The organism is Lacibacter luteus (assembly GCF_004118265.1).
Lineage (GTDB): Bacteria > Bacteroidota > Bacteroidia > Chitinophagales > Chitinophagaceae > Lacibacter > Lacibacter luteus.
Genome location: NZ_SDHW01000005.1, coordinates 1 through 23480 on the forward strand (window position 1 = coordinate 1; position 23480 = coordinate 23480).

Consider the following 23480-nt stretch of genomic DNA (forward strand, 5'->3'; position numbering starts at 1 on the left):
TCACCTCTTCCCATACCGAACAGAGAAGTTAAGCCCCTTATGGCCGATGGTACTGCACTACAATGCGGGAGAGTAGGTAGCTGCCATATTTATTACAAACCCCTTCAGTTTACTGAAGGGGTTTTTTTATGCACCTAATCGACAACTGACAAGCACGTTGCCAACAGATTACTTGCACTTGAAACGATTGTGCTGTAGGGTTAACTAAAGAATCTCCTTAAGTGCCATATACTTCAATTAATCAACCTTCCTCTTTGTATTTAATTTGAAATTTTGTGCTGTACTTTATTGAGGTGAGAACGCTGCGAATAGCTGTTAAAGACTTTCAAGTTATGCCAGGAATAAAAAGGGTATTGTTATAGCGGATGAAATAACGACGCTAGCTAATGAAGCCTATAAAAAATCCCGGCAACGAAAAACGTCTACCGGGAAAAAAATTATAAAGCCTGAACATAGATCGCAAAGGCTAAAAAAGAATAGTCATTACTGTTGTACCTGACCTGTAATGGTTAAAACCTGCTCCTGATCTATACCTAAAAACTTAACTCTTACCTGCTTTGTAAAGTTACCAACAGTAGCAGCATTGTAGGTAGCTGTAATTGTTCCTGTTTTTCCAGGTTTGATCGGTTCTTTAGTATAATCAGATTTTGTACAACCACAACCAGGAGTTACTGTTTCAATAACGATATCTTCTTTACTTGTATTTGTAAATGTAAATGTTGCTGTAACGGGATTGCCAACTTTTGGCTTGCCTAAATCAACTGTTTCGCTTGAAAATTTCAAAATGTCGGTTGGCTTTTTAGCTTGAGATTTTACAGCCGTAAAAGCGAAGATTGCCACGAAAGCAATAATTAAATGTTTCATGTATTGTTTCTTTATGGAGTTATTGTTTAAATACGTTTAAAGCTTGGTTTGTTGGGGCCGATTGATCGGGAGTTTTCCAAACTATACCTTTTATCACCAAAACTTTAGTTTGACCACCATTGTAGTAAACAGTTATTGTTTTTTCAAACTGTCCTTCTGCTGCAGCGTTGTAACCAACTTTGATCGTTGATTTAGTACCGGGAGCAACTGCAGTTTTATTCCATTCGGGAGTAGTACAACCGCAGGAAGCCTGCACGTTATCGAGTTTTAATGAATCCTTACCAATGTTTTCAAAAGTAAAAACGTAGGTAACCGGTTTGCCTTGTGGTATTTTCCCAAAGTCGTGTGTTGTTTCGGGAAACTTAATTGCTTCTGTTGCAGGGGCAGGTGTTGTAGTACCCGTAGCATGGTTATGGTTATCGTGGTTTTGAGAAAAACCTGCAACTGCAAACAAGGCCGCTGCACAAAAGATGGCTATATGTTTTTTCATAAAAAATTATCTTACGTAAAAGTAAGTATTAGTAGAGACAGTTAATAGTCTTTAAGGGTTGCCTTTCTTAAAATTTTATTAATGGTTGGAAATAAGGCTGATGGGGTGGTTTTTCACAGATGTCTGATTCTTATTCACCTATTGGGGCTTACGAGTGTTAATGTGGGGACAAAACTGTTATTTTTGCCGAATGGAATCTACCACTAACGATAGCATTCAACTTCAGGAACTCTCTTTTGAGAATTTTAAACAAGAAGTATTGCAAGATTACCGCATGGCTTGTATAAGCCGTGAAGCCAGTTTGCTTGGGCGTAAAGAAGTACTTACGGGAAAAGCCAAGTTTGGCATTTTTGGCGATGGTAAGGAAATACCACAGATAGCGATGGCTAAATTCTTTCGAAAGGGTGATTTTTATAGTGGTTACTATCGTGATCAAACTTTTGCATTTGCTACAGGTGTTGCAACAATAAAAGAGTTCTTTGCTCAATTGTACGCTGATCCGGATATAGCAAATGATCCACATAGTGCAGGCAGGCAAATGAATTCGCATTTTGCTTCAGAATTTGTAGATAAAGATGGCAATGTGCTCGATCTGGTAAATAGAAAAAACCTTACATCGGGTATGGCACCAACTGCAGCGCAAATGCCACGTTCTGTAGGGTTGGCCTTAGCTTCAAAATTATTTCGGCAATCGGAAGTACTGCAAGAATATACAGACTTATCGCAAAACGGTAGTGAAGTTTGTTTTGCTACAATTGGTGATGCATCAACAAGTGAAGGTCATTTCTGGGAAACTATCAATGCTGCAGCTGTGCAGCAAATTCCATTAGCTGTTTTTGTTTGGGATGATGGTTATGGAATTTCTGTTCCTAAAAAATATCAAACAACAAAAGGTTCTGTTTCAGAAGCGTTGAAAGGGTTTCAGAAAAAAGAAGGAACAAACGGGATTGAAATTTATAAAGTAAAGGCCTGGGATTATGCCGGCATGTGTGAAGTGTTTGAAGCAGGTATTGAAAAGATCCGTCAAACACATACTCCGGCTTTGTTTCATGTAGAAGAGGTTACCCAGCCGCAAGGGCACTCAACTTCGGGTAGCCATGAGCGTTATAAAACAACTGAACGTTTACAGTGGGAACGTGAGTGGGATTGCAACAAGAAAATGAAAGAATGGATCATTGAAAACAATCTATGGGATGAAAATGATCTGAATGAAGTTGAACGGGAAGTGAAGAATTTTGTTCGTAGTGAAAAGAATGCAGCATGGGCCGAATATGAGCAGCCGATTAAAGTTCAGGTGCAGGAAGTAATTGCTGCTTTGCGTGATGTTGCAACAATAGTGAATAAGGCTGATGAAATGGAAGAAGTGGTACAGGTGCTTGCAACCAACAGAGAGCCCAGCCGCAGAGATATTATGAGCACTTTGTTTAAAGGAATAACAATGAGCGGTCTGAAACAATCTGCCGCAAATACATTGTACACCCGTTTGCAAAGCGTGAACAAGGCACTTTATAATTCACATCTTTACAACGAAGGCGCCGGGAGTGCAATGCTTGTTACAGAAGTAAAAGCTGAGTACAGTGAAGAGCCTGTAGTTTTAAATGGTTACGAGGTGCTTAATCGTTACTTCGATTATTTGTTTGAACAGAATCCGAAAGTAGTTGCATTTGGGGAAGACTTAGGTTTTATCGGAGATGTGAACCAAGGCTTTGCTGGGCTGCAATTGAAATACGGTGAAAACAGAATTTTTGATACGGGTATTCGTGAGTTAACCATCATGGGACAAGGTATCGGTTTGGCAATGCGTGGATTAAAGCCAATTGCTGAAATTCAATACCTCGATTATCTTGTTTACGGCCTGCAACCATTAACAGACGATGTGGCTACGCTGCAGTTCCGTACTGCAGGCCGACAAAGTGCCCCACTTATTATTCGTTCGAGAGGCCATCGTTTAGAAGGTATCTGGCATAGCGGTTCTCCAATGGGAATGATCGTAAACAGCTTGCGGGGTATGTATGTTTGTGTGCCACGAAACATGGTGCAGGCTGCAGGCATGTACAATACTTTACTTGCAAGTAATGAACCGGGGTTGGTTATTGAATGTTTGAATGGTTACCGTTTAAAAGAAAAATTACCTGTCAATCTTTTAGATTTTACCGTTCCTATGGGAGTGCCTGAAGTAATCAGAGAAGGTACAGACATTACCATTGTTTCATATGGTTCTACGTTGCGCATTATTGCAGAAGCAGCACAAACGCTGGAAGCAATGAACATCAGTTGTGAAATTATTGATGTGCAAACGTTGTTGCCTTTTGATGTGAATCATGTAATTCTTGAATCGCTTAAGAAAACAAACCGCATTGTTTTTATTGATGAAGATGTACCCGGCGGGGCTGCGGGTTATATGTTCAATAAAGTAATGGAGGAACAAGGCGGTTATCGTTATCTCGATGTTGCGCCACGTACCATTACAGGAAAAGCACATCGACCTTCTTACGGCAGCGATGGTGATTACTTCAGCAAACCTAACGTTGAAGAGATCATGACTGTGTTGCAGGAAATGATGGCGGAATAAGGAAAGGTGAATGGTGAATTTGGATCCGTTGTTATTAAATTGTTTCACTTCATTAAACTCTTTAAGTATTTTAGTTTTCACCATTCACTATTGACTATTCACTACAATGTCTTTCCTCTCTATCATTGACATACTCGGAACTTTTGCCTTCGCCGTATCCGGAGCGTTCTCTGCAATGGAGAAAAAACTCGATCCCTTTGGTGTCATCATTTTATCGTTTGTAACAGCCATTGGCGGTGGTACATTGCGTGATGTGTTGATTGGTGACACACCAGTGGCTTGGTTGCGCAATGGTACTACAACTCTGGTTATTATTGCAGCGGCCATTGTTACCATGTTGTTTGATAAATTTCTGAAAAGGTTTTCCATTACGTTATTTCTTTTTGATGCATTTGGTCTTGGGTTGTTTACACTTATTGGTGTAGAGAAAGGATTGCAACTGCAGTTTAGTCCGGGTATATGTGTGGCGTTGGGTACCATTACCGGATCGTTTGGCGGAGTAACCAGAGATGTATTACTTAACAATGTACCGTTGGTTTTCCGTAAAGAGATCTATGCATCTGTTTCTATTCTCGGCGGATTATTATATTTGTTATTGTTGCGTGTAGATATGCTCTCGCATCTTGCCACCATCATTTCTATTTTATTTATTGTGGCGTTTCGTATTGTTGTTGTTCGCTATAAGCTGGCCTTACCAAAATTTTATTAAGCATTTGCAAGAAATATAGAATCACATGTTTGTGTAAGCAGATCGTTTACATTCCTTTCTTAACTTCATTCAAAATTCGAAAAGATGAAACTGAGTTTATACCAGGTGGATGCATTTACATCAACATTGTTTAAAGGTAACCCTGCCGCAGTTGTTCCATTGGAAAAATGGATCGATGATGAATTGATGCAGAAACTTGCCATGGAAAATAATCTTGCTGAAACAGTATTCTTTGTGCCTTCGCAAAAAGAAGGAACCGATTATGATATCCGTTGGTTTACGCCGGAGATTGAGATCAATTTATGCGGTCATGCTACATTGGCAAGTGCATTTGTTTTATATACTCAGTTAAATTATTCAAAACCGTCGATCACTTTTAGTTCAAAGAGTGGGCTGTTGAAAGTAGAAAAGAACGGATCAAACTATGAAATGGATTTTCCTTCGTGGAAACCTGAACGCATCAGTGATTATCCCGATGGCATGGCAGAAATACTGGGTGTAAAGGAAATACTTGGCGCCTACAGATACCGTGACTTATTAATTGAAGTAGCAACAGAAGAAGAACTGGTAAATGCAAAACCTGATTTTACTGCCTTGAAGAAAACAGGGGAGATGGTGATCCTTACTGCAAAAGGAGATACAGTTGATTTTGTCTCCCGTTTTTTTGCACCATCTGCAGGTATTGATGAAGATCCGGTAACAGGTTCGGCTCATTCACAACTGATTCCTTTCTGGAGTGAAAAACTGGATAAAAAGAAAATGAATGCAAAACAATTAAGCAGGCGTGGCGGTGATCTTATTTGCGAACAGAAAAGCGCCGAACGTGTAATGATGGGCGGTGAATGTGTATTTTATATGAAAGGTGAATTTGACATAGACAATTAGAATTTATAATACTCTTTCATTTTTTCGATCAACAGATCTTTTTTTCTCCTGGACACTTCCAACTCGTGTCCATTGGATAGAATAACTGATCCTCCTTCACCACGAAAATATTCTTTTACATGTTTCAGGTTCACAAGAACTGATTTATGAATACGTACAAAACCTGCGTCCTCTAATAATTTTTCATATTCATGCATTGGTTTTGATGTGCACACCATTTTGCTGTTTGAAAAATACAGGTTGGTATAATTGCCCGACGATTCAGCATACAAAATTTCATCAAGTTCAATTACCTGGAAACCTTTCAGCGAGGGTATGCAAAGCCTCATCTTTTGTGGCGATTGTTTTTGGGTAAGATTATGAAGAAACGTTTCAATGTTTTTGTTGCCGGAGTTCTTTTCAATTCTTCGTTTAGCTCTTTCAACCGCATCGATCAGTAAATTATCTTCTACCGGTTTTAATAAATAATCAATGGCGCTGAAATGGAATGCCTCCACCATATACTGGTTATGTGCTGTAACAAAGATCACTTCAAAATTTTCGCCCTTTAATTCGTTGAGTAATTCAAAGCCACTTTTAACAGGCATTGCAATATCAAGGAAAATAAGATCTGGGTTCAAAGCTCTTATGTGTTCAATGGCCTCGTTGGCATCGGTGAAACTTCCACTGACAATAACGTCGGGGCAATTGATCTGCAATAATTTTTGCATTGAGCTTAAGCCACGTGGCTCATCGTCAATTAAAACTGCTTTCAGGTCCATAGGTGTTCATTTGTTTTTATAGGTAAACGAAGCGTTACAATTGTTCCTGTTTCGTTTGCCTGTGATAAAGTTAATTTGTCCTGTATTTGAATAGCACTGTGCAGATTGTATTTTTCATTTAGTAATGCAATGCGTTGTTTAATATTATCAATTCCTACAGACGGTTCATGTGCAATGTCTTTTTTCCTTTTCAATGATTCTTCAATTCCAATTCCATCATCTTCAACAATACAGATCAATTGGTTCCCCTCCTGTTTAAAGCTTATGTGGATGTTCATGTCCCCTTTTTGTGCAGAGCCATGCCAGATCGCATTTTCAATAAACGGCTGTATAAGCATTGGAGGAACCATGATGTCGTTTGTATTCAGGTCTTTTGCTACATCTATCTTATAAGTAAATTGATTGTTTCTGATGCTCTCCATTTCAATATACCTTTCTAAATAATCTACAGTATCAGCTAAACTCACAAATTGTTTCGATGAATGATTTAAAGTGATGCGGATAAGCCTTGCAAACTTGCTTAAATAGAGAGAGGCTTGTTCGTTTTCATTATTTAAAATCATTTCACGGATACTGTTGAGGCAATTAAAAATGAAGTGCGGATTCATTTGTGCATGCAATGCCTTCATTTCAGTTTGCGTAAGTTGCTTATCGATATTTGCCTGCCTGTTTATTTGATTTACTCTTCTACGATACATCATCACAATCAATAAAATGACAGCAGCGAAAGCTGGAAGTAAAAAATAGAGTGATCTCCAGAATGGAGGTTTGATCTGCAGCTGAATGGTTTGAGTTTGTGCAGGCCAGCGATTGTTGACAGAATACATTTTCATTTCTATGCGATGAGTTCCCGGAGGTAATTTGCTTAATACAACAACGTTTTTTGTATTTAACTCATACCAGGTCTCATTTTTTTCACCCAGTAATCGATAAGCAAAACGGTTTTCTTCTGGGTCGGTGAAATTGATGGCATTTAAAGTAAGCTCCACATTATTCTTTGAATAGGGAAGTATGATCTTGTTGTTTTGTGATTGATCGTTTCCCATTACTTCCACTGAAAAATTGGGAATTACTTTTTCTGAAAACCTTGCATCAGGCACAAACGAGATCAGGTATTTACCTGCACCAAAATAAAAACGATTTCGCTGTGCATCATAAAAGCTTCCATTTCTTGGCGAAGTAACAACTGCAGAAGGCAACCCGTCGGAATAATTGAATTGCTTAATGGAATGATCTTTTATATTAAAAGCAGAAATGCCATTTGCCATACCCAGCCAGATGTGATCGTTAATAATATCTGAACTGGTAACAGAATGCCCATCGATCATACTGTTCTCTGCAACCCGCAAATACATTTTGTTTTCGTTACAGTTGTATTGAATAATTTCATTGTCATAAGAAGCTAGCCATAAATTATTATCATCATCACAATCGAGCAACCGCATGTAATTGGTGACTGTTTTAATAACTGTGGGATAAGGTATCAGTGTATCAATGATATTTTTTTTCCGGTTCCAGCGGCAAAGACCGTCGCCTGCAATCCATACATTCCTGCTTTTATCTTCCTCCATGCTAAAACAAAAAGTAATCTTCAGTAATGCACTGTTTGAGTAATCGTAAAATCTGTTCTCCGAATGTTTGTATAATAGAAGACTATTCAGCTTGCCGAACGATAACCACAGATCACCTTCGGAATCTTTTAAAAAGCTTCTTGTTTTGGTGTTGTAAAACCATTCAGGTTGACCGGGTATTTTTAATAGGCCATGTGTATAATTATTTTTGTTGAACCAAAGAATACCTTTTGCAGTTCCCAACCATAGCGTGTCTTTATTGAATTGGAAAATAAAGTTCAGGCTATTACTTCCGCTTCCATGACTTGAGAGATCAACAATGCGTTCTATTTTTTTGTTTTCACCATTTAATACCACTAGTCCACCTTCGTTTCTTAAACCTGCGAATATTTTATCCTGCGAAATAAAAACACTTTGAATGCCGGTGTTTACAATAGTTGGAAGTTGTTGAGAAAGATCCTCATCATCAAAAAATGTGTTCCTGATATTTTGCTTGTAAAGCCCGTCATTTGTACCGATCCATAAACGGCCGTCTTTATCAGCGAAAACCGAGGTGCAATACTTACTTGCAAAATATTTAAGCCCATCGCAATTCCAGTTTTTATTCTTTACTGAAGAATGAAGCAGGTAGAATCCACCAACTTTACTTGTAAGAGCGGCAATACTGTCATTAATAAAAATGAGTTTGCTGTACCAATCAAGATCAGGAATTATATGCTTTGGTATTGGGTATGATGCATAATGCCCTGATATAAGATTATATATTTCAAGCGCATCTTTTGTTGAAGCCGGAGTAATCAACTGATCGTTTCCACCATAAAAAGAAATTCGTTCCTCGTCAATTTTAAAATTCACCAACCGCTTAAGATCAGGTTGATTCCTGAACGAATGAGCTTCAATTTTTTTTGTCTTGTAATTATAGAACGAGCCGGCTAAATTGTTTTCCTGGAATATCCTTCCATCACTCAACTGCGCCAGCCAATTACCAAACCATAATTCTTTGGTACCAGCATCCTGCGGAGAAAAATGATCGTACTTCGAAATGAGTTTACCTTGGTCATTAAAAATGTACAAACCTGTTTTTGTTGATAGAACGTAATTGCCGTTACGATCTCTTACTGTTTGCCATACCTGGTTCGACCAGAAAAAGATATTGGAATCGGCCGGTACAGTAAATGAACTTAGTTTTCTTGTAAGTGTATTGTATGAAAAAGCACCTACTGCTGTAGAGCCGAGTATTTCATAGTTTTGTCTTGCCAGGTTTAGAATATCGTTTTCCGGTAATCGAAAATTCTCCGAGCTTTTAAAAAAATTACTGAATGACCTTCCGTCGAAACGGTTAAGTCCTTTTTTTGTACTTATCCAGATATAGCCTGATGAATCCTGCACAATGCCTGTCACACTATTATGAGATAACCCATCAAGTTTTGTATAACGGGTAAAATCTTTTTCCTCATAAGGTTGACAAAAACTGTTGAGTACAGCAATGACAGAAAGAAATGAAATGATCAGCCTTTGCATCATGTCCTTAAAGTTAATTCGTTGTTTTAAGAATTTTATACTGCCATTTACCCTTTTTGAAATTGGCCGCCTTTTATAATGCAGGATCAGCCGTTCAAAGCCACTTCACCCCCATTCACGGTTTAAAAGCACTGAAATCTTTCTAAAGCAGGGTTTCCGATAATGAAAACAATCCTGCCGAACATGAGCTGCTGCTCATTTCGCCTTTTATGATTTCTAATTTGAGCGGATAATGAAAATATCCTGGACAAGTTTAAAAATATCAATTGCAGGTGCAAGGTTGAGCCATCTGGTGCAAAAAGATAGGATATGGGATCATGGAAGTATGGCAGAGCAGGCACGCATCATTTTTCACCTGGTGCATAAGGCAAAAGCAGGTGGAAATATGGAATCATTACAAAAACAATGTTCTTTTTCTTGTTTTAAAAAAATAGAGGCAGAGATAGCAATGGGAGAATCAGGCAAGTCAACAATTATAACCCCTATCATAAGAGAACTCGCCATAATAGATGTGCAGCCCGGTAAGAATAATAAACCCGATATGTTCTGGTCATTGATCAGGTATCATATAAAGGAAACGATGAATGGAATTGACACAATTGATAGGAGTAAGGAGTTCATTGCAAAATGGTGTTTTATCAGGCAAGGCGATTGGTGGATGCTGGACGAAATAAAACGATGACGAATTTTTTATATAACAAAACCTACATTATGAAACTGAGATATTTACTCGTTGCAGTACTTACTTTTTTTTGCTTAACAATAAACGCACAACCCGGTGCCTTAGATAAAGCATTTGGGAGTTTTGGTATTAGTGTTTCTACAGAACGATCAATTTTTGAACGCATCTTTCCATTGTCAGGGGGGAAGTTTCTTGTTACAGAAGGTGAGTTGGCAGTGCGTACTTATCCAAACGGGGCTACAGAGTCTTACACGTACAGCATTTTCAGAAGATATAATGCAGATGGCACGGCTGACCTTACATATGGGTACAACGGGGCAAGAAGGTTTTTTACAAGTGATGAATACCATCAGTGGTTTACATCTTTTGCAGTATTAAGTGATGGACGAATTGTTGCTACCGAAAGCGCACAGGTTCTTGGTGGTAATCCTGTTTCTTTAAACAGGATTTGGATAATTAGTGCAGATGGTGCAACAGCCGGTATCCTTGCAGAGCTGTCTGTCTTAGGATATTTCGCCGTTAGACTGAATGATATAACTGTTGATAAAAACAATCGAGTTGTTGTTACAGGCTATGTAAGAGGAACAATGTCTACAGATAAAAACCGAACATACATCGCCAGGCTGAATAGTGATGGAAGCTTTGATGAAACCTTTTTCAATGGAGGATTTAGAATATTGGTTGAAAATTCAAGTTATAATTATGAAGGAAGAAAGGTTGTAACTGATGCTAATAACAACATTATTTTATGGGAAGATGGGTATTATGCATATGTACAGCAAGATGGGTCTACTATTGAAGCAGAAGGCTCTTACATTTCCAAGTTCAAAGAAAACGGATCAAGGGAAACAAGTTTTCCTTATGTAAAAACGAATGCTGTTGTACGGTCATTGCTTACTGATGGAAATTCTGAGATCATCTATTTAAATAATAGTGTTATCAAACGTCTCAATACAGATGGCAGCTTAGATTTAGACTTTTCACCAGAAATGTCAGCAAGGAAATTAGTTATACAGCCCGACAATAAAATTATTGCTATTGGCGGTAACTCAGTGTTTCAATTGGCCCGCTTTGGAACAAATGGAACTCCGGATCCATCATTTGGTACTAATGGCTATGTAACTACAGATTTGAACCTTACTGCACTTGCTGTTGATGCTATCTATCGTAACAGACGAATATATTTATCAGGATATGTGATTAACGGATTTGGTTATGGAACAATTGCAGCTTATGATGGCAGCGATGTGCGTATGACATGCCCATCGCCTCAAAATCCTTACAATGTTGATGCAGGAAAATGTTACGCAACAGTAAATGGTATCAACGCCATCATGTCTACAAGTACGTTATATGCAAATGTTCAGCACAAATTAGAATATAATGGTTCAGTAGTAGAAGGTGAGGGCGGTGTAGCAGGAAAACAATTTCAAAAGGGAACAACAAAAGTTACTTATACCTATACAGACATCACTACACAAACCTGTTCTTTCAACATCACAGTTGAAGATAAGGATCCGCCAGTAGCAAGATGTAAAAATGTTACCGTGCAATTGGATGCGTCAGGAAACGGTACACTTACAGCAGCCCAGGTTGATAACGGTTCTACAGATGGGTGCGGTATTCAATCAAGAGTGTTAAGTAAAACAAGTTTCAGTTGCAGTGATCCGGCAATCAATACTGTAACATTAACTGTAACGGATATTCATGGCAATACTGCAAGCTGCACAGCCACTGTTACAGTTGAAGATAAAGTGCCACCTGTTGCAAAATGCAAGAACATCACTGTTTATCTTGATGCAACCGGAAATGTGAGCATTACTTCTGCGCAGGTTGATGATGGTTCTACTGATGCATGTGGAATTAAAAGTCTTGTGTTGAGTAAAACATCTTTTGATTGCAGCAACAAAGGCAATAACCAGGTTACACTTACCGTAACGGATAATAATAACAATGTTTCTACCTGCAATGCTAATGTGTTGGTAGTAGATAATCTGCCGCCAATTATTACAGCTGTTGTGCCAACACCACAAGCTATCTGGCCATCTGACCGTAAAATGAAACCTGTAACTGTAAGCACCACTTCAACTGATAATTGTCCGGGTACTACATGCAAGATCACTGCTGTTGCTATTAAGCAAGGTGAGTTTGCAGGAGACAATATTGGTCCAGATTGGGAGATCACAGGAAATAATACAGTGAACCTCCGTGCAGAAATTCCTAAGCGTGGAGTTAAACGAATCTATACCATCACGGTTACCTGTACAGATGCTGCAGGTAATGAAAGCTCTGCTAATACTGATGTTATTGTTTCACACAACATCATTACACCTGCAAGTGGTGCATCAGTAAAAATTGGTACAACAGTGAGTTTAACAGGAGAGTTCTGGGATGTTCCCGGTAAAACACATACAGCTAAATGGTTAATTGATGATAAAACCATCGGTGGTATTGTTACAGAACCATCCGGAATAAATAATGGAGCAGTAGCTGGTTCTTATAAATTCACTGCTGCCGGTGTTTATAAACTACGCATGAATGTAACGGATCAATATGGAGTAACCGGTTACAGCAACACCAATGAAAATCTTGATGCCATCCTGGTTGTGTATGATCCAAACGGTGGTTATACGTATGGCGGAGGCAAGTTTACATCTCCACAAGGAGCTTTAATAAAAACGCCATCTGCAACAGGCGAAGCTACTTATGGTTTTACTGTGAATTATAAAAATGGGGCATTGCCAAAAGGTGAAACACAGTTTGATTTTAAAGTAGGTGATTTTGAATTCAACGCATTGAACTTTGATTACCTCGCTATTTCAAATGCCAAAGCACAGTTCAAGGGCACCGGTAAAATCATCGGTGGACAAAGTGGAATAGGTTTTATCATGACAGTGATAGATGGTGCATTGGATGGGACCGGTGTTGACAAAATAAGAATGAAAGTATTTAACCGGAATACGGGCCAGGTTTATTACGATAATCAACCCGGTGCAAGTGATGCTGCATCTCCAACACAGCCTGTTGGTGCAAATAGTATTGTTGTTATCAGCGGCTCTAATGGCAGTATCATAACAGCGAAATCAGGAAGTGATGAACTAGAAAACGAGCGGTTATCTATAAAACTTGTTGATGAGTTAACCGCTTCTGTTTATCCCAACCCTGCAAGCAGTTATTTTAATGTTCTTGTAAATAGTAATGATGTCAATGAACGAATTATACTGCAGGTATATGATCTGAATGGCCGGTTGGTGGAAGTAAAGAATAATGTTTCAAATGAATCGATCATTCGCTTGGGTGATCTGTACAAAGCCGGGGTGTATTATGTAAAAGTGATACAGGGCAAACAGCATAAAGAATTAAAATTGGTAAAACTTAATTGAATATTCAAAGCCATTGTTCATTCTATAAACTGTTATTATGAGAAAGATCCTATTGTCAATTTCTATCGTATTGATTTCTGTTTTTTCTTATTCGCAGGTGCAGGAAACATGGGTATTCTCCCATATTGGAGAATTAAGAGACCAGGCAGTAGATGCGAATGGAAATACCTACTTGGTGAGCAGTGTCTATTCGCAGGCTTTTGACGCTTTTGGTACTTTAACAATAAAGCATAATAAAGATGGTGCTGAGGTGTGGAGGTTCTTTAACCCAACGCTTAAAGTTGCTTCCGCAATGACTTTGGATGCTTCCGGCAATGTTTATATTGCTGGTATAACATCTACTTCTGGTTCAAACCCCTCTTTTTTTGGATCAAACAGACGTTTTTGTGTTGCTAAGCTGAATTCCAATGGTGTTCTACAGTGGAACAATATATATTCAGATGGTGAAAATGATGTTCCTCAACATGGATATCCACGATCAATAGTTGTTGATGGTAATGGAAATCCATATGTTACAGGTACTCTTTATTACCTTACTGATCCTGTTGATTCTTCCACTTATGATTACGCTACAATAAAGTATGATGGCGCAACCGGTAATCGTCTTTGGTTAAAACGTTACAATGGATCCACACCAGGTAGTGGCTTTGATGAAGCAAAAGCAATGGTCATTGATGCTTTTGGATATGTTTATGTAACTGGTACGAGCCAGTTAAATGGCTATATGGATATAGCTACAGTAAAGTATGATCCTGCAGGTAATGAAATATGGGTGCAACGTTACAGTAATCCGAATCCTGCATATAAAAATGATTTTGCTGTTATCGGAGGCGTGAAATTAGATCCTGCAGGAAATGTTATTGTAATTGGAAGCAGTAAGGAGGGTGGTGATGTGCAAGGATCGGGTGGTGAAGGGAAAGGCCTTTTAATTAAATATACTTTCTCCGGATTCCAATTATGGGTTATTGAGGAAGTAATAAATTTTTTCTCACCGGGACCGGTCATAACTGATAATGGAAACAATATTATAGTGTGTATTAATGGATATACCAAAAAGTTTAACGCTTCAGGTAGCTTGTTATGGACCCATCCTGAGGATTTTGGCGATTTAGCTGTTGATGCTTCTAACAATATATATGGTGTAAGCAGATGCGGCAGACAAGATCTTTGCTTTGATCGTTACGGTCTTACAACGATGAGGATTAATAGCGGCGGGACACTTGCATGGGAAAAAACCTATACCATTTTACCAAACGGAGTTGATCGCATTGGGTTAGATGGGGATAATAATGTTTATTCATCTATCGACAGAAGTTTAGCGAGTGATGATTATTATACAATTCGTTATTCTCAATGCGAAATTCAATGTCCATCAAATATTACTGTTAATGCTGCTACAGGCACATGTGGGGCAGTGGTAACATACCCGGCAGCTACAACATCAGGTGATTGCGGTAGTACAATTACATATAGTCATGCACCAGGTTCAACATTCCCTGTTGGTACAACAACAGTAACAGTTACATCAACAGAAACCGGGGCAACTTGTACGTTTGATATAACAGTGGTAGATAATCAAAACCCTGTTATTAATTATTGCCCTCCATCCAAATCAGTGGATATGAGTGCAGGAGTATGTTATGCAACTTCCGATGCTGTAAATGCAGGAACTGCAACAGCAACTGATAATTGCAGCGCAACTGTAGAAGGCACACGGAGTGATGGCAAACTGTTAACTGATAATTATCCTGCAGGTAATACAACCATTACCTGGAAAGCAACTGATCCGGCTGGCAACTTTGTTACATGCTCTCAAACAATAACAGTGGTAGATAATCAACCTCCTGTTATCTCAAGTAAAACATCCAGCACTTATGTGTTATCGCCACCCAATCATAGCATGCGTGATGTGACGATCAACTATACTGCAACTGATAATTGTGCAATTACAACTACCGTAACTGTAGGAAGTAATGAACCGGTGAATGGAGTAGGTGATGGCGATACAGATCCGGATTATATTGTATTGAATAATGTTGCGGGTTCAGGAGGCCAGTATGTTTCTCAGTTGCAATTAAGAGCAGAAAGATCAGCGGCTGGCTCCGGAAGAGTTTATACGGTTACAATAACAGCGACCGATCCTTCAGGTAATACCGATATTGAAACAATTGAAATACATGTTGCACATGATATTAAAAAACCACACAGCGGACAGGCATTTAAAGTAGGTTCAACAGTTAGCTTCCTTGGTGAATTCTGGGATAAACCAGGTAACAGGCATACGGCCAAATGGATCATTGATGAATCTACAGTGGCAAAGGCTACAGTAACTGAACCGGCAGGAAATAAAAATGGAACCGTTACGGGCAGTTATAAATTCACGACACCGGGTGTGTATAAATTGAGGATGGAAGTAACGGATCAAAACGGGGTTACACATTATGCAACAACTGCCGGCGACCTTGAAGCCATTGTTGTGATCTATGATCCGAATGGTGGTTATACTTATGGTGGCGGTTATTTTAATTCACCTGCAGGTGCATTGCAATCAAATCCAACCGCAATTGGTAAAGCCAGCTATGGTTTTGCAATGAACTATTTCAAAAACTCAACGTATCCAAAAGGTGAAACGCAGTTTGAGTTCAAAGTAGGTTCATTTGAATTCAATGCGCTGAATTTTGAATACCTCGCTATCAATAATTCAACGGCGCAATTCAAAGGCACTGGTAAAATAACCGGTGGACAAAGTGGCGTTGCATTTACAATGACCATTGTTGACGGACAACTAGACGGAACAGGTGTAGATAAAATTAGAATGAAGATCTATAACAAAAACAATGGTGCTGTTTACTACGATAATCAACCAGGAGCAAGTGACGCAGCATTGCCAACGCAAGCAGTAGGCGCAAACAGTGTAATTGTAATTGGAGGTGGAATTAAACAATCTTCTTACACAAATAGTGAGATGCCTGTTGTAAGCTTAGAAACGAATCTATTAACGACCAAACTTGAAGTGGGTGCGTTCCCTAATCCTCATAATGGAACGTTCAGCTTAAGTGTTCAGTCGCCAACGGCTGGAAAAATGACCATTGAATATTTTACAATGACTGGTGCAAGAATTCACATCATTGAGCAACAGGTAAAAGCTCATGAACAATTTGTTGTTCCGAATACCGGTCTCAAATTCAATGGTACGGTCTTTTATAAGGTAAGTATTAATGGTGCAATTAAAACAGGAAAGATCATTGGAATAAATTAAATGCATATGATTTGTAAAACCACCAGACAGCATTGAAACCAGCCTCAAAGGTAACAAGGGTTCTTTGAGAGTTGCTGCTATGATAATCATCCAAAAAGAGGCCGTATCGTTATTTCGATACGGCTTCTTTAATCAACAAATTTTGAGCGTTGTTCTGCTGTTGGCAACATACAGCTTTCCTGTTTGCCAAACCATTTGTAACGATTTCTCCCGATCCATTTATAAACAAAATCCCTGATGAATGTGGGGATGATAATGAGTGCATATAATAATTTCCAGCCTCCATCTAAATGCCTGCTCACTTTCAATGCAGCCGTTGATTCACGATAGGCTATTCCATCTTCAATAAAAATAACAGAAGTAATGATTGAAGGATCAATACCAAATTTTGGTAACAGTTGCTGAGCCGTTTCGCCTTGCAGCGAACCAAACTTCAGCTTTCCTTTACTGTCTCTTTTCAGTGCAAACTTTATCCAGAAATTACAGAAGTTACAAACGCCATCAAATAAAACCAGCCTGTTTACTTGCTCCTGCATACTACAAAGTTACAAAAACAAGGTACCCAAAGCAGTACTATAAACTGCCAATGCAATGTTTTAACTTTCGGAATAAATAATCGTTTATGCTCCTCCGCAACCCGGGCTTGTATCTGCTGATGTTGTTATTGCTTTTGCAGGCAGATGAATTGTATGCCCAGAAAAATGCGACGAGAGATACTATTTCTGTTTACTCCTTAATTGCACTTGCTGATGAACTGGCTGCGGTTGGACGCATCGATTCAGCTTTAAAAATAAATGCCAAAGCCATTGAACAAAGTCGCAGGCTAAAGTTTGAACGTGGTGAAGGGTATGCGTTATTAAAAGCTGCCGAGTTGTTGTTCAAACAATCAGAAACCAAAGAAGTGAACAGGTACGATTCTTTGGCGCTGCAGATTGCATTGCAGTTACAGGACGGGCCTTTGCTGGCTGCTACCTATCATCAGTTGGGGTTGCATGCCAGTTATTTTTCAAAGCATAAAGAGGCTGTTGCGTTTTATGAAAAGTCGTTAAAGGCGGCGTATGAAGTGGAGCAATCATCTAACACCGCATCCGTATATAACAGTCTTGGGCAGGCGTATATGGAGTTAGGTGATTTTGAAAACCAAATGCAGTGGCAAACAAAATCGCTGGCCTTGTATGAGAAGTTGGGAGACGATGATGGTATTGCACAAGTGCTGAATAATATTGCAGGGCTTTATTATGAATTAGGTAAGAAACAGGAAGCGATTGCGTTTGCCAAACGTGCTGTAAAGATTCGGGAACGGCTTGGCGATTATACTGAACTGTCAACAACTTATAATAATCTTTCACAGATTTACCTCTTTGCAGATTCTTTTCAACAGGCACAACACTTTGGTGAGTTAGGTTTGAAGTATGCCGGGTTAAGTGGTTCAAAAAATAAACTGGCACATGCTTACACCAGCATGGTGTTGTTAATGAATCGTCAACGGAAAAATAATGAAGCATTGGATTATGAAAAGAAAGCCATTGCCATTCTTGAACAAACCGGCGACGATATCATGCTTTCACGTAGGTATATTTCTGCCGCCATTCTTTCCAGTACAAAAGAAGTGAACGATAGTGCAGGCTCCGTCATGTTTTACACCAAAGCCATTACGCTTTCAACAAAGATTAATTCAAGGGGTAACATTCGTGATGCTTATTATTTCCGTTCGGCTTTTTACAACAATCACAAGGATTATGCAAATGCATTGAACGATTATAAAAAACATATTCTTTACAGGGATAGTCTTGTCTCAATGGAAACAAACAGTAAAATAGCTGACATTGAAACAAAATACGAAACGGAAAAGAAAGACATTGAAATAGAGCGGTTGAAAACAGAACAACGTATCCGTCAGTTGGAAATAGAAAAACAAAAAGCATTGATCGCTGGAAATCTTTCACTGGCAAAGCAAAAAGAAAGTGAGATCAGTTTACTGATGCAGCAACAGGAGTTACAGGATCTGCGGTTAAAAGAAAAAGATAAGGAGATCGAGAAACAAATACTGCTGGCAAAAAATAACCAGCAACAATTGAAGCTTGCTCAACAGGAGAAGCAGTTACAGGATAAACAGATACAGGCACAAAAGCAATTGCGTAATCTTTTAATAGCAGGTGCTTTGTTATTGTTAGTGCTTGCCGTGGTTTTATTCAATCGTTTCGAGATCAAAAAGAAACTGGAAGAACAGGTGCATTTACAGGAAATGCGTAATTCTATTTCCCGAAATCTTCATGATGATATTGGCGCTTCATTAAGTAACATTAATATATTAACAGAGCTTGCAAAGCGAAACGTTGACGATCCTGCCAAAGCAAAAGAATATTTAGGCAAAGCGGCCGATGATATACAGCATGTAAGTGAAAGCCTGAGTGATATTGTCTGGAACATCAATCCACGTTACGACGAATTGAATAATCTTTTTGTGCGCATGAAACGTTATGCAGCCGATATGATGGATGGAAAGAACATCAGTTATGAAATGAACTTTCCTGCCGATGCAGCAGAAGTGAAACTGGAAATGGATCAACGCCGTGATCTCTATCTTATCTTTAAAGAAGCTGTCAACAACCTGGTAAAGTATTCAAAAGCCACAAATGCAAAAGTGGAAGTGCTCATCAGTCAACATCATATGCATGTGCTGGTGAAGGATGATGGTTGTGGTTTTGATATGAATGAATTAAAAGAGGGGAATGGCTTGCGTAACATGCAACAAAGATCTGCTCTGCTTGGAGCTGTATTAAAAATTGAATCAGAGCCGGGTAAAGGCACATCCGTTGTTTTGGATATGCCTTTAGTGTAGTACCCAAATGAGTAGTTGTTGTTTTGCTTGTTCATCTATAATTTGCATTATGGCTTATAGTCTGTTGATATTTGAGGATAACGCCCGTTTACGTCAATCGCTTGAAATGCTGTTGAATGATGAAGTGAATTTTACAGTGGTTGGTGCATTTCCCGATTGCATGCATGCTGCTGAAGAAGTGGAGAACAGCGGTGCCGACCTTGTGGTCATGGATATTGATATGCCGGGCATGAGTGGGATTGATGGTGTGAAACACATTAAGCAACAATTTCCACATGTTAAAGTGGTGATGCATACAGTGTTTGATGATGATAACCGGATATTTGATTCGATCTGCGCCGGTGCTGATGGTTATTTGTTGAAGAACACTTCACCGGTTCAACTTATTCAATCATTATCGGAAGTGATGCTGGGCGGTGCGCCCATGAGTCCATTCGTAGCACAAAAAGTATTTCAACATTTTCGCAAGCAAAATCTTCCTTCAGGTGATCCGTTTAATTTAAGCGACCGGGAAAAAGAAATACTGGAAATGCTGGTACAGGGCAATTCGTATAAAATGATCGCAGCAAAAAGTAACATTGTGGTTGATACGGTAAAAAAACACCTGCGTAATATCTATAGCAAACTGCATGTGAGCTGCGGTACAGAAGCTGTTGCTAAAGCTTTGCAACATAAGATCGTAAAGATCGATTAGTATAACTCCTTACACAAAAGGGTAATTGATTTCCCCCTGATCATTTTTCAACTTTACAGCAAATTGTAAACAATGAAAACCGGATCAACTGCAGTATCTATTTTATCGTTCTTGTTTCTGCTCTTATTTGCTGCAACTTCTGCTACAAGCCAAACGCTTGGCGATCGTGTTAAACGGAAAGTAAACGACCGTGTCAACCGAAAAGTGGATGAAGCTATCGACAAAGGCCTTGATAAAACAGAAGAAGGAATTAAAAAAGGCACCACAAAGAAAGACGAGAAAACAAGCGATAAAAAAAGTTCATCTGCAAAAGGCGATACAACCACACCGGCGGGCAGCAAAGCATTTTCTGATTTTGTACCTGGTGGTAAAGTGTTGTTTGAAGATAAGTTTGAGAAGGATGCAGAGGGCGATTTTCCTGCAAAGTGGAATACCAACGGCAGTGGTCGTATTTCAACCATTGATGGAAAAGATGGGAAGTGGCTGGAAGTAGCGCATGGTTCTGTTGTGCATCCTGTTCTCAACAAACCATTACCGGAAAACTGCACCATTGAGTTCGATCTTTTTTTAATGAAGCAAGGCGAACGTAATACGCCGTTCATTCAATTTGGATTTACTCCGGTAAAGAATATTCTGAAAGAAGATCTGTTTTACCGTGATAAATTTTACACCACCATCTGGCATTACAGCGATGCGAATGAGAAACTGATCGAATATGGATTTAAAGATCCTACCGGAACAAAGAATGATTTCCCAATACTGTCCTACACTAATAAAATTCTGCATGTAAGTATTGCGGTGAACAAAGCAAGAGTGCGTGTGTATCTCGATAAAACAAAGATCATTGATCTGCCAACGGCTTTAACAGCTGATCTCCGTAATACATTTTATATCTGCAACGGAACAGTGATACCTGCTTCTGAAATTGGTTTGTTTGTGAGCAACCTGCGTATTGCATCGGGTGATGTGGACGCAAGAAGTTTATTGGTAAAAGATCTGCTTGAAAAAGGCAAAGCATCTACCAATGAAATTCTGTTTGATGTAAACAAAGACATTATTAAAAAAGAATCATTCGTCATCATCAACCAAATTGGTGAAGCATTGAAAGCAAACCCAACATTGAAAATTAAAATTGTTGGTCATACCGATGCTGATGGTAAACCTGCTGATAATCTTTCTTTGTCAAAACGCAGGGCAGAAGCTGTCAGCAGTTATCTCATCAACAATTTTGGTATTGATGAAGATCGTATATCAACAGAAGGAAAAGGAGCAACAGTGCCTGTGGCTGCCAACACAACGCCTGAAGGAAAAGCAAAGAACCGGAGAGTTGAATTTATTAAACAGTAAAATCAACTGCAATGATGAAGTGTATCTCTTGTTTACTTGTAATTGTTTGCTCAACATTTTCAGTAAAAGCACAAAAAGCAGATGCTGAAGCAGAGCGCATGCTCAATGCGTTGAAGCAAAGTGGTATGGTAAAACAGGAAGGTAATCATATCACATTTAAAGTAAAGAAAGCAAGCGATACGCCGCAAATAAAGATGATGTACGGCGCTTTCTTTGCCAGTGATAAGTGGACGATCGGCTTTGATGTGGATGGAAAATATTTTGACAGCAAGAAACCGGTTAAGCCCAATCCATCAGAACTGTTTACAAAAACGCCGAAGAAAGAGGAACCTGTTTATGTAGCACAACAACCAACAGCTACATTCAACGGAAGACTTGCAACCGCTGATGAGATCTTCATCCTGAACGGTGCATTTCTTATTCGTTCGGCAAGAGATTATCGTTATCTCACCATTCGTGATGAAGTTCCTGCAAGTCATTCGCCTGTATTTTTAAATTCATACTTAGACAGGCCCAATCAGCAATGGTGGAAATTTATTCCTGCCGGCGATGGTTATTACAAAATACAGTCAGAAAGTGGATTGTTTCTCACCCACAATCTTGTGCCGGTAATGGAACCTGCTGATGGTAGTGATAAGCAACTGTGGAAGTTGTTTGATACGCCTGATGGTTTTTATAACATTCAAAATAAAACCAACGTTTATCTTCATTTGCATGAACGGCGCAATAAAGAAAATGCAGTTGTTGCTTTCAACAGGGAAAATAATACTGTTGAACAAAAATGGCATTTATTGAAGTGGACAAATGATGGGAGACGTATCACACGGTTTGTTCCGGAAACACATGCTTTTCGTTTCATCAATGGGTTTAGAGGTGAAGATATTATTCGCTGGGGTGGTTTGTGTGGCGGAATGGTTTATACAGCGATGGATTATTTCAGAAATAATATTCCTATTCCATTGCAAACCTATATGCCGGCAAACAGAACGCCGTTGCAATCTTATATTTATCAACGACAGGAACATGCTATCTGGGATGTAAACAGCAGTTGGAGCGATCTGGAAGTTTCATACAATACAAGGGGTGGTGAATTATTTCGCTGGGGAATTGAGAATACAGGAAGCGGAAGATTAAAAGAATTCAGAGATGCAATTGATGCAGGAAATTTTAAACCATTAGGATTGTTTGCTGGTGGCGTTCGTGGAAAAGATAATGCAGATGGAGGAAGACATGTTGTGTTGGGAATCGGGTATGCTGTTGGTCGTTACAGAACTGATATCAACGGTCATGCAGAAGACGTAAAGTTTTTTGTTTACAACCCAAACAGCGGTAATGTACTTCGTACGCTGGTGCCCGATCGATTGGGACAATGTTTTTTTGAAGTGGAAACAGGTTATGCATGGCGCACTTATTTTGTAAACAACAGGTATGATGGAAGCCATGCACCACCAAGAGATGTTCCGAATTTTCCCGAAGGCGAAGCAGAAGGTTCTGTACGGCATTTGTATGCGACATTTGAAACCGGTGGCGATGACTTGCGTGGTGGCAATGATAATGTAAGCATCACTATTGCCTATGCCGATGGAAGTTCGCAGGTATTCAGCAATGTAAACAATAGTGCCCGTTGGGTAGATCATACAAGCCAGACTGTTCATCTTGAGTTGAACAGAGCTGTAAGAAAGCAAGACATCAGAAATTTTATGATCACTGTAAGCTTTGGAAGTGATTCTTCAAGTGATGATTGGAATTTAGATCGGTTTACAGTATCAAGTGGACATGGCGGTGTTTGGTACGCATGGGCTGATCCTCCTTCAGGCTCACAATATGTATATCGTTTTCAAGGAGATCAAAGAACGATCAGACATGTGGTATGGACACGTTAATAAACTATAACTTGTAT

15 protein-coding genes and 1 rRNA gene are annotated in these 23480 nt (G+C 39.1%); 11 read left to right on the plus strand and 5 right to left on the minus strand.

Translation table 11 applies throughout. The annotated features are described in order from the left end of the window. Window positions 1–89, plus strand: a 5S ribosomal RNA gene (rrf, locus tag ESA94_RS15060); the annotation flags it as partial. Window positions 90–483: 394 nt separating this feature from the next. Here rrf and ESA94_RS15065 read toward each other — a convergent pair. Both ESA94_RS15065 and ESA94_RS15070 read right to left on the minus strand, forming a co-directional pair. Then, a complete protein-coding gene (locus ESA94_RS15065; protein WP_129131765.1) occupies window positions 484–864 on the minus strand; it encodes a DUF1573 domain-containing protein in 381 nt (126 codons plus the stop codon). 19 nt (window positions 865–883) lie between these two features. After that, entirely contained in the window at window positions 884–1354 is a 471-nt protein-coding gene (locus tag ESA94_RS15070; protein ID WP_129131766.1) for a DUF1573 domain-containing protein, read from the minus strand. A gap of 190 nt (window positions 1355–1544) precedes the next feature. Here ESA94_RS15070 and ESA94_RS15075 point away from each other — a divergent pair, with 190 nt between their 5' ends. The 3 genes from ESA94_RS15075 to ESA94_RS15085 all read left to right on the plus strand — a co-directional run bounded on the left by ESA94_RS15075 (window position 1545) and on the right by ESA94_RS15085 (window position 5520). After that, on the plus strand, window positions 1545–3926 hold the full coding sequence (locus ESA94_RS15075) for an alpha-ketoacid dehydrogenase subunit alpha/beta (protein ID WP_129131767.1): 2382 nt from the start codon (window positions 1545–1547) through the stop codon (window positions 3924–3926). Window positions 3927–4032: 106 nt separating this feature from the next. Then, window positions 4033–4635 carry a trimeric intracellular cation channel family protein gene (locus ESA94_RS15080; protein WP_129131768.1) on the plus strand — a complete coding sequence of 201 codons (603 nt, stop codon included), beginning with the start codon at window positions 4033–4035 and terminating at the stop codon, window positions 4633–4635. A gap of 84 nt (window positions 4636–4719) precedes the next feature. Further along, window positions 4720–5520 carry a PhzF family phenazine biosynthesis protein gene (locus ESA94_RS15085; RefSeq protein WP_129131769.1) on the plus strand — a complete coding sequence of 267 codons (801 nt, stop codon included), beginning with the start codon at window positions 4720–4722 and terminating at the stop codon, window positions 5518–5520. Here ESA94_RS15085 and ESA94_RS15090 read toward each other — a convergent pair. Continuing rightward, window positions 5517–6281, minus strand: a complete 765-nt coding sequence (locus ESA94_RS15090; RefSeq protein WP_129131770.1) for a LytR/AlgR family response regulator transcription factor — start codon at window positions 6279–6281, stop codon at window positions 5517–5519. The two genes, ESA94_RS15085 and ESA94_RS15090, sit on opposite strands and share 4 nt — an antisense overlap. After that, on the minus strand, window positions 6272–9376 hold the full coding sequence (locus tag ESA94_RS15095) for a sensor histidine kinase (RefSeq protein WP_129131771.1): 3105 nt from the start codon (window positions 9374–9376) through the stop codon (window positions 6272–6274). Before ESA94_RS15095 ends, ESA94_RS15090 begins: the two co-directional genes overlap by 10 nt. Window positions 9377–9605: 229 nt before the next feature. On the opposite strand from ESA94_RS15095, the gene ESA94_RS15100 reads away from it, so the two are divergent. From ESA94_RS15100 to ESA94_RS15110, 3 genes are read left to right on the plus strand one after another with little or no spacing between them, the layout of a single operon-like run. Further along, the gene (locus tag ESA94_RS15100; RefSeq protein WP_129131772.1) at window positions 9606–10055 is read left to right on the plus strand and encodes a Tim44 domain-containing protein; all 450 of its coding nucleotides are present in this window, start codon (window positions 9606–9608) and stop codon (window positions 10053–10055) included. A 29-nt stretch (window positions 10056–10084) separates the two neighbouring features. Then, window positions 10085–13438, plus strand: a complete 3354-nt coding sequence (locus ESA94_RS15105) for a T9SS type A sorting domain-containing protein (protein WP_164972756.1) — start codon at window positions 10085–10087, stop codon at window positions 13436–13438. Between the two features lie 37 nt (window positions 13439–13475). Next, window positions 13476–16697: an HYR domain-containing protein gene (locus ESA94_RS15110; RefSeq protein ID WP_129131774.1), complete on the plus strand. Its 3222-nt coding sequence runs from the start codon at window positions 13476–13478 to the stop codon at window positions 16695–16697. Between the two features lie 128 nt (window positions 16698–16825). Here the strand turns inward: ESA94_RS15110 and ESA94_RS15115 are convergent, their stop codons facing one another. Next, entirely contained in the window at window positions 16826–17233 is a 408-nt protein-coding gene (locus ESA94_RS15115; RefSeq protein WP_129131775.1) for a thiol-disulfide oxidoreductase DCC family protein, read from the minus strand. Window positions 17234–17319: 86 nt separating this feature from the next. Between ESA94_RS15115 and ESA94_RS15120 the strand changes: the two genes are divergently transcribed. The 4 genes from ESA94_RS15120 (at window position 17320) to ESA94_RS15135 (ending at window position 23463) form a co-directional block, all read left to right on the plus strand. Next, on the plus strand, window positions 17320–19539 hold the full coding sequence (locus tag ESA94_RS15120) for a tetratricopeptide repeat-containing sensor histidine kinase (RefSeq protein ID WP_129131776.1): 2220 nt from the start codon (window positions 17320–17322) through the stop codon (window positions 19537–19539). 49 nt (window positions 19540–19588) lie between these two features. Continuing rightward, window positions 19589–20233 (plus strand): response regulator, encoded by a 645-nt coding sequence (locus tag ESA94_RS15125; protein WP_164972757.1) that lies wholly within the window; start codon window positions 19589–19591, stop codon window positions 20231–20233. A gap of 72 nt (window positions 20234–20305) precedes the next feature. Next, entirely contained in the window at window positions 20306–21580 is a 1275-nt protein-coding gene (locus tag ESA94_RS15130; protein ID WP_129131778.1) for an OmpA family protein, read from the plus strand. 11 nt (window positions 21581–21591) lie between these two features. Continuing rightward, complete coding sequence (locus ESA94_RS15135; RefSeq protein ID WP_129131779.1) at window positions 21592–23463, plus strand: RICIN domain-containing protein; 1872 nt, start codon at window positions 21592–21594, stop codon at window positions 23461–23463. The last annotated feature ends 17 nt before the right edge of the window (window positions 23464–23480 follow it).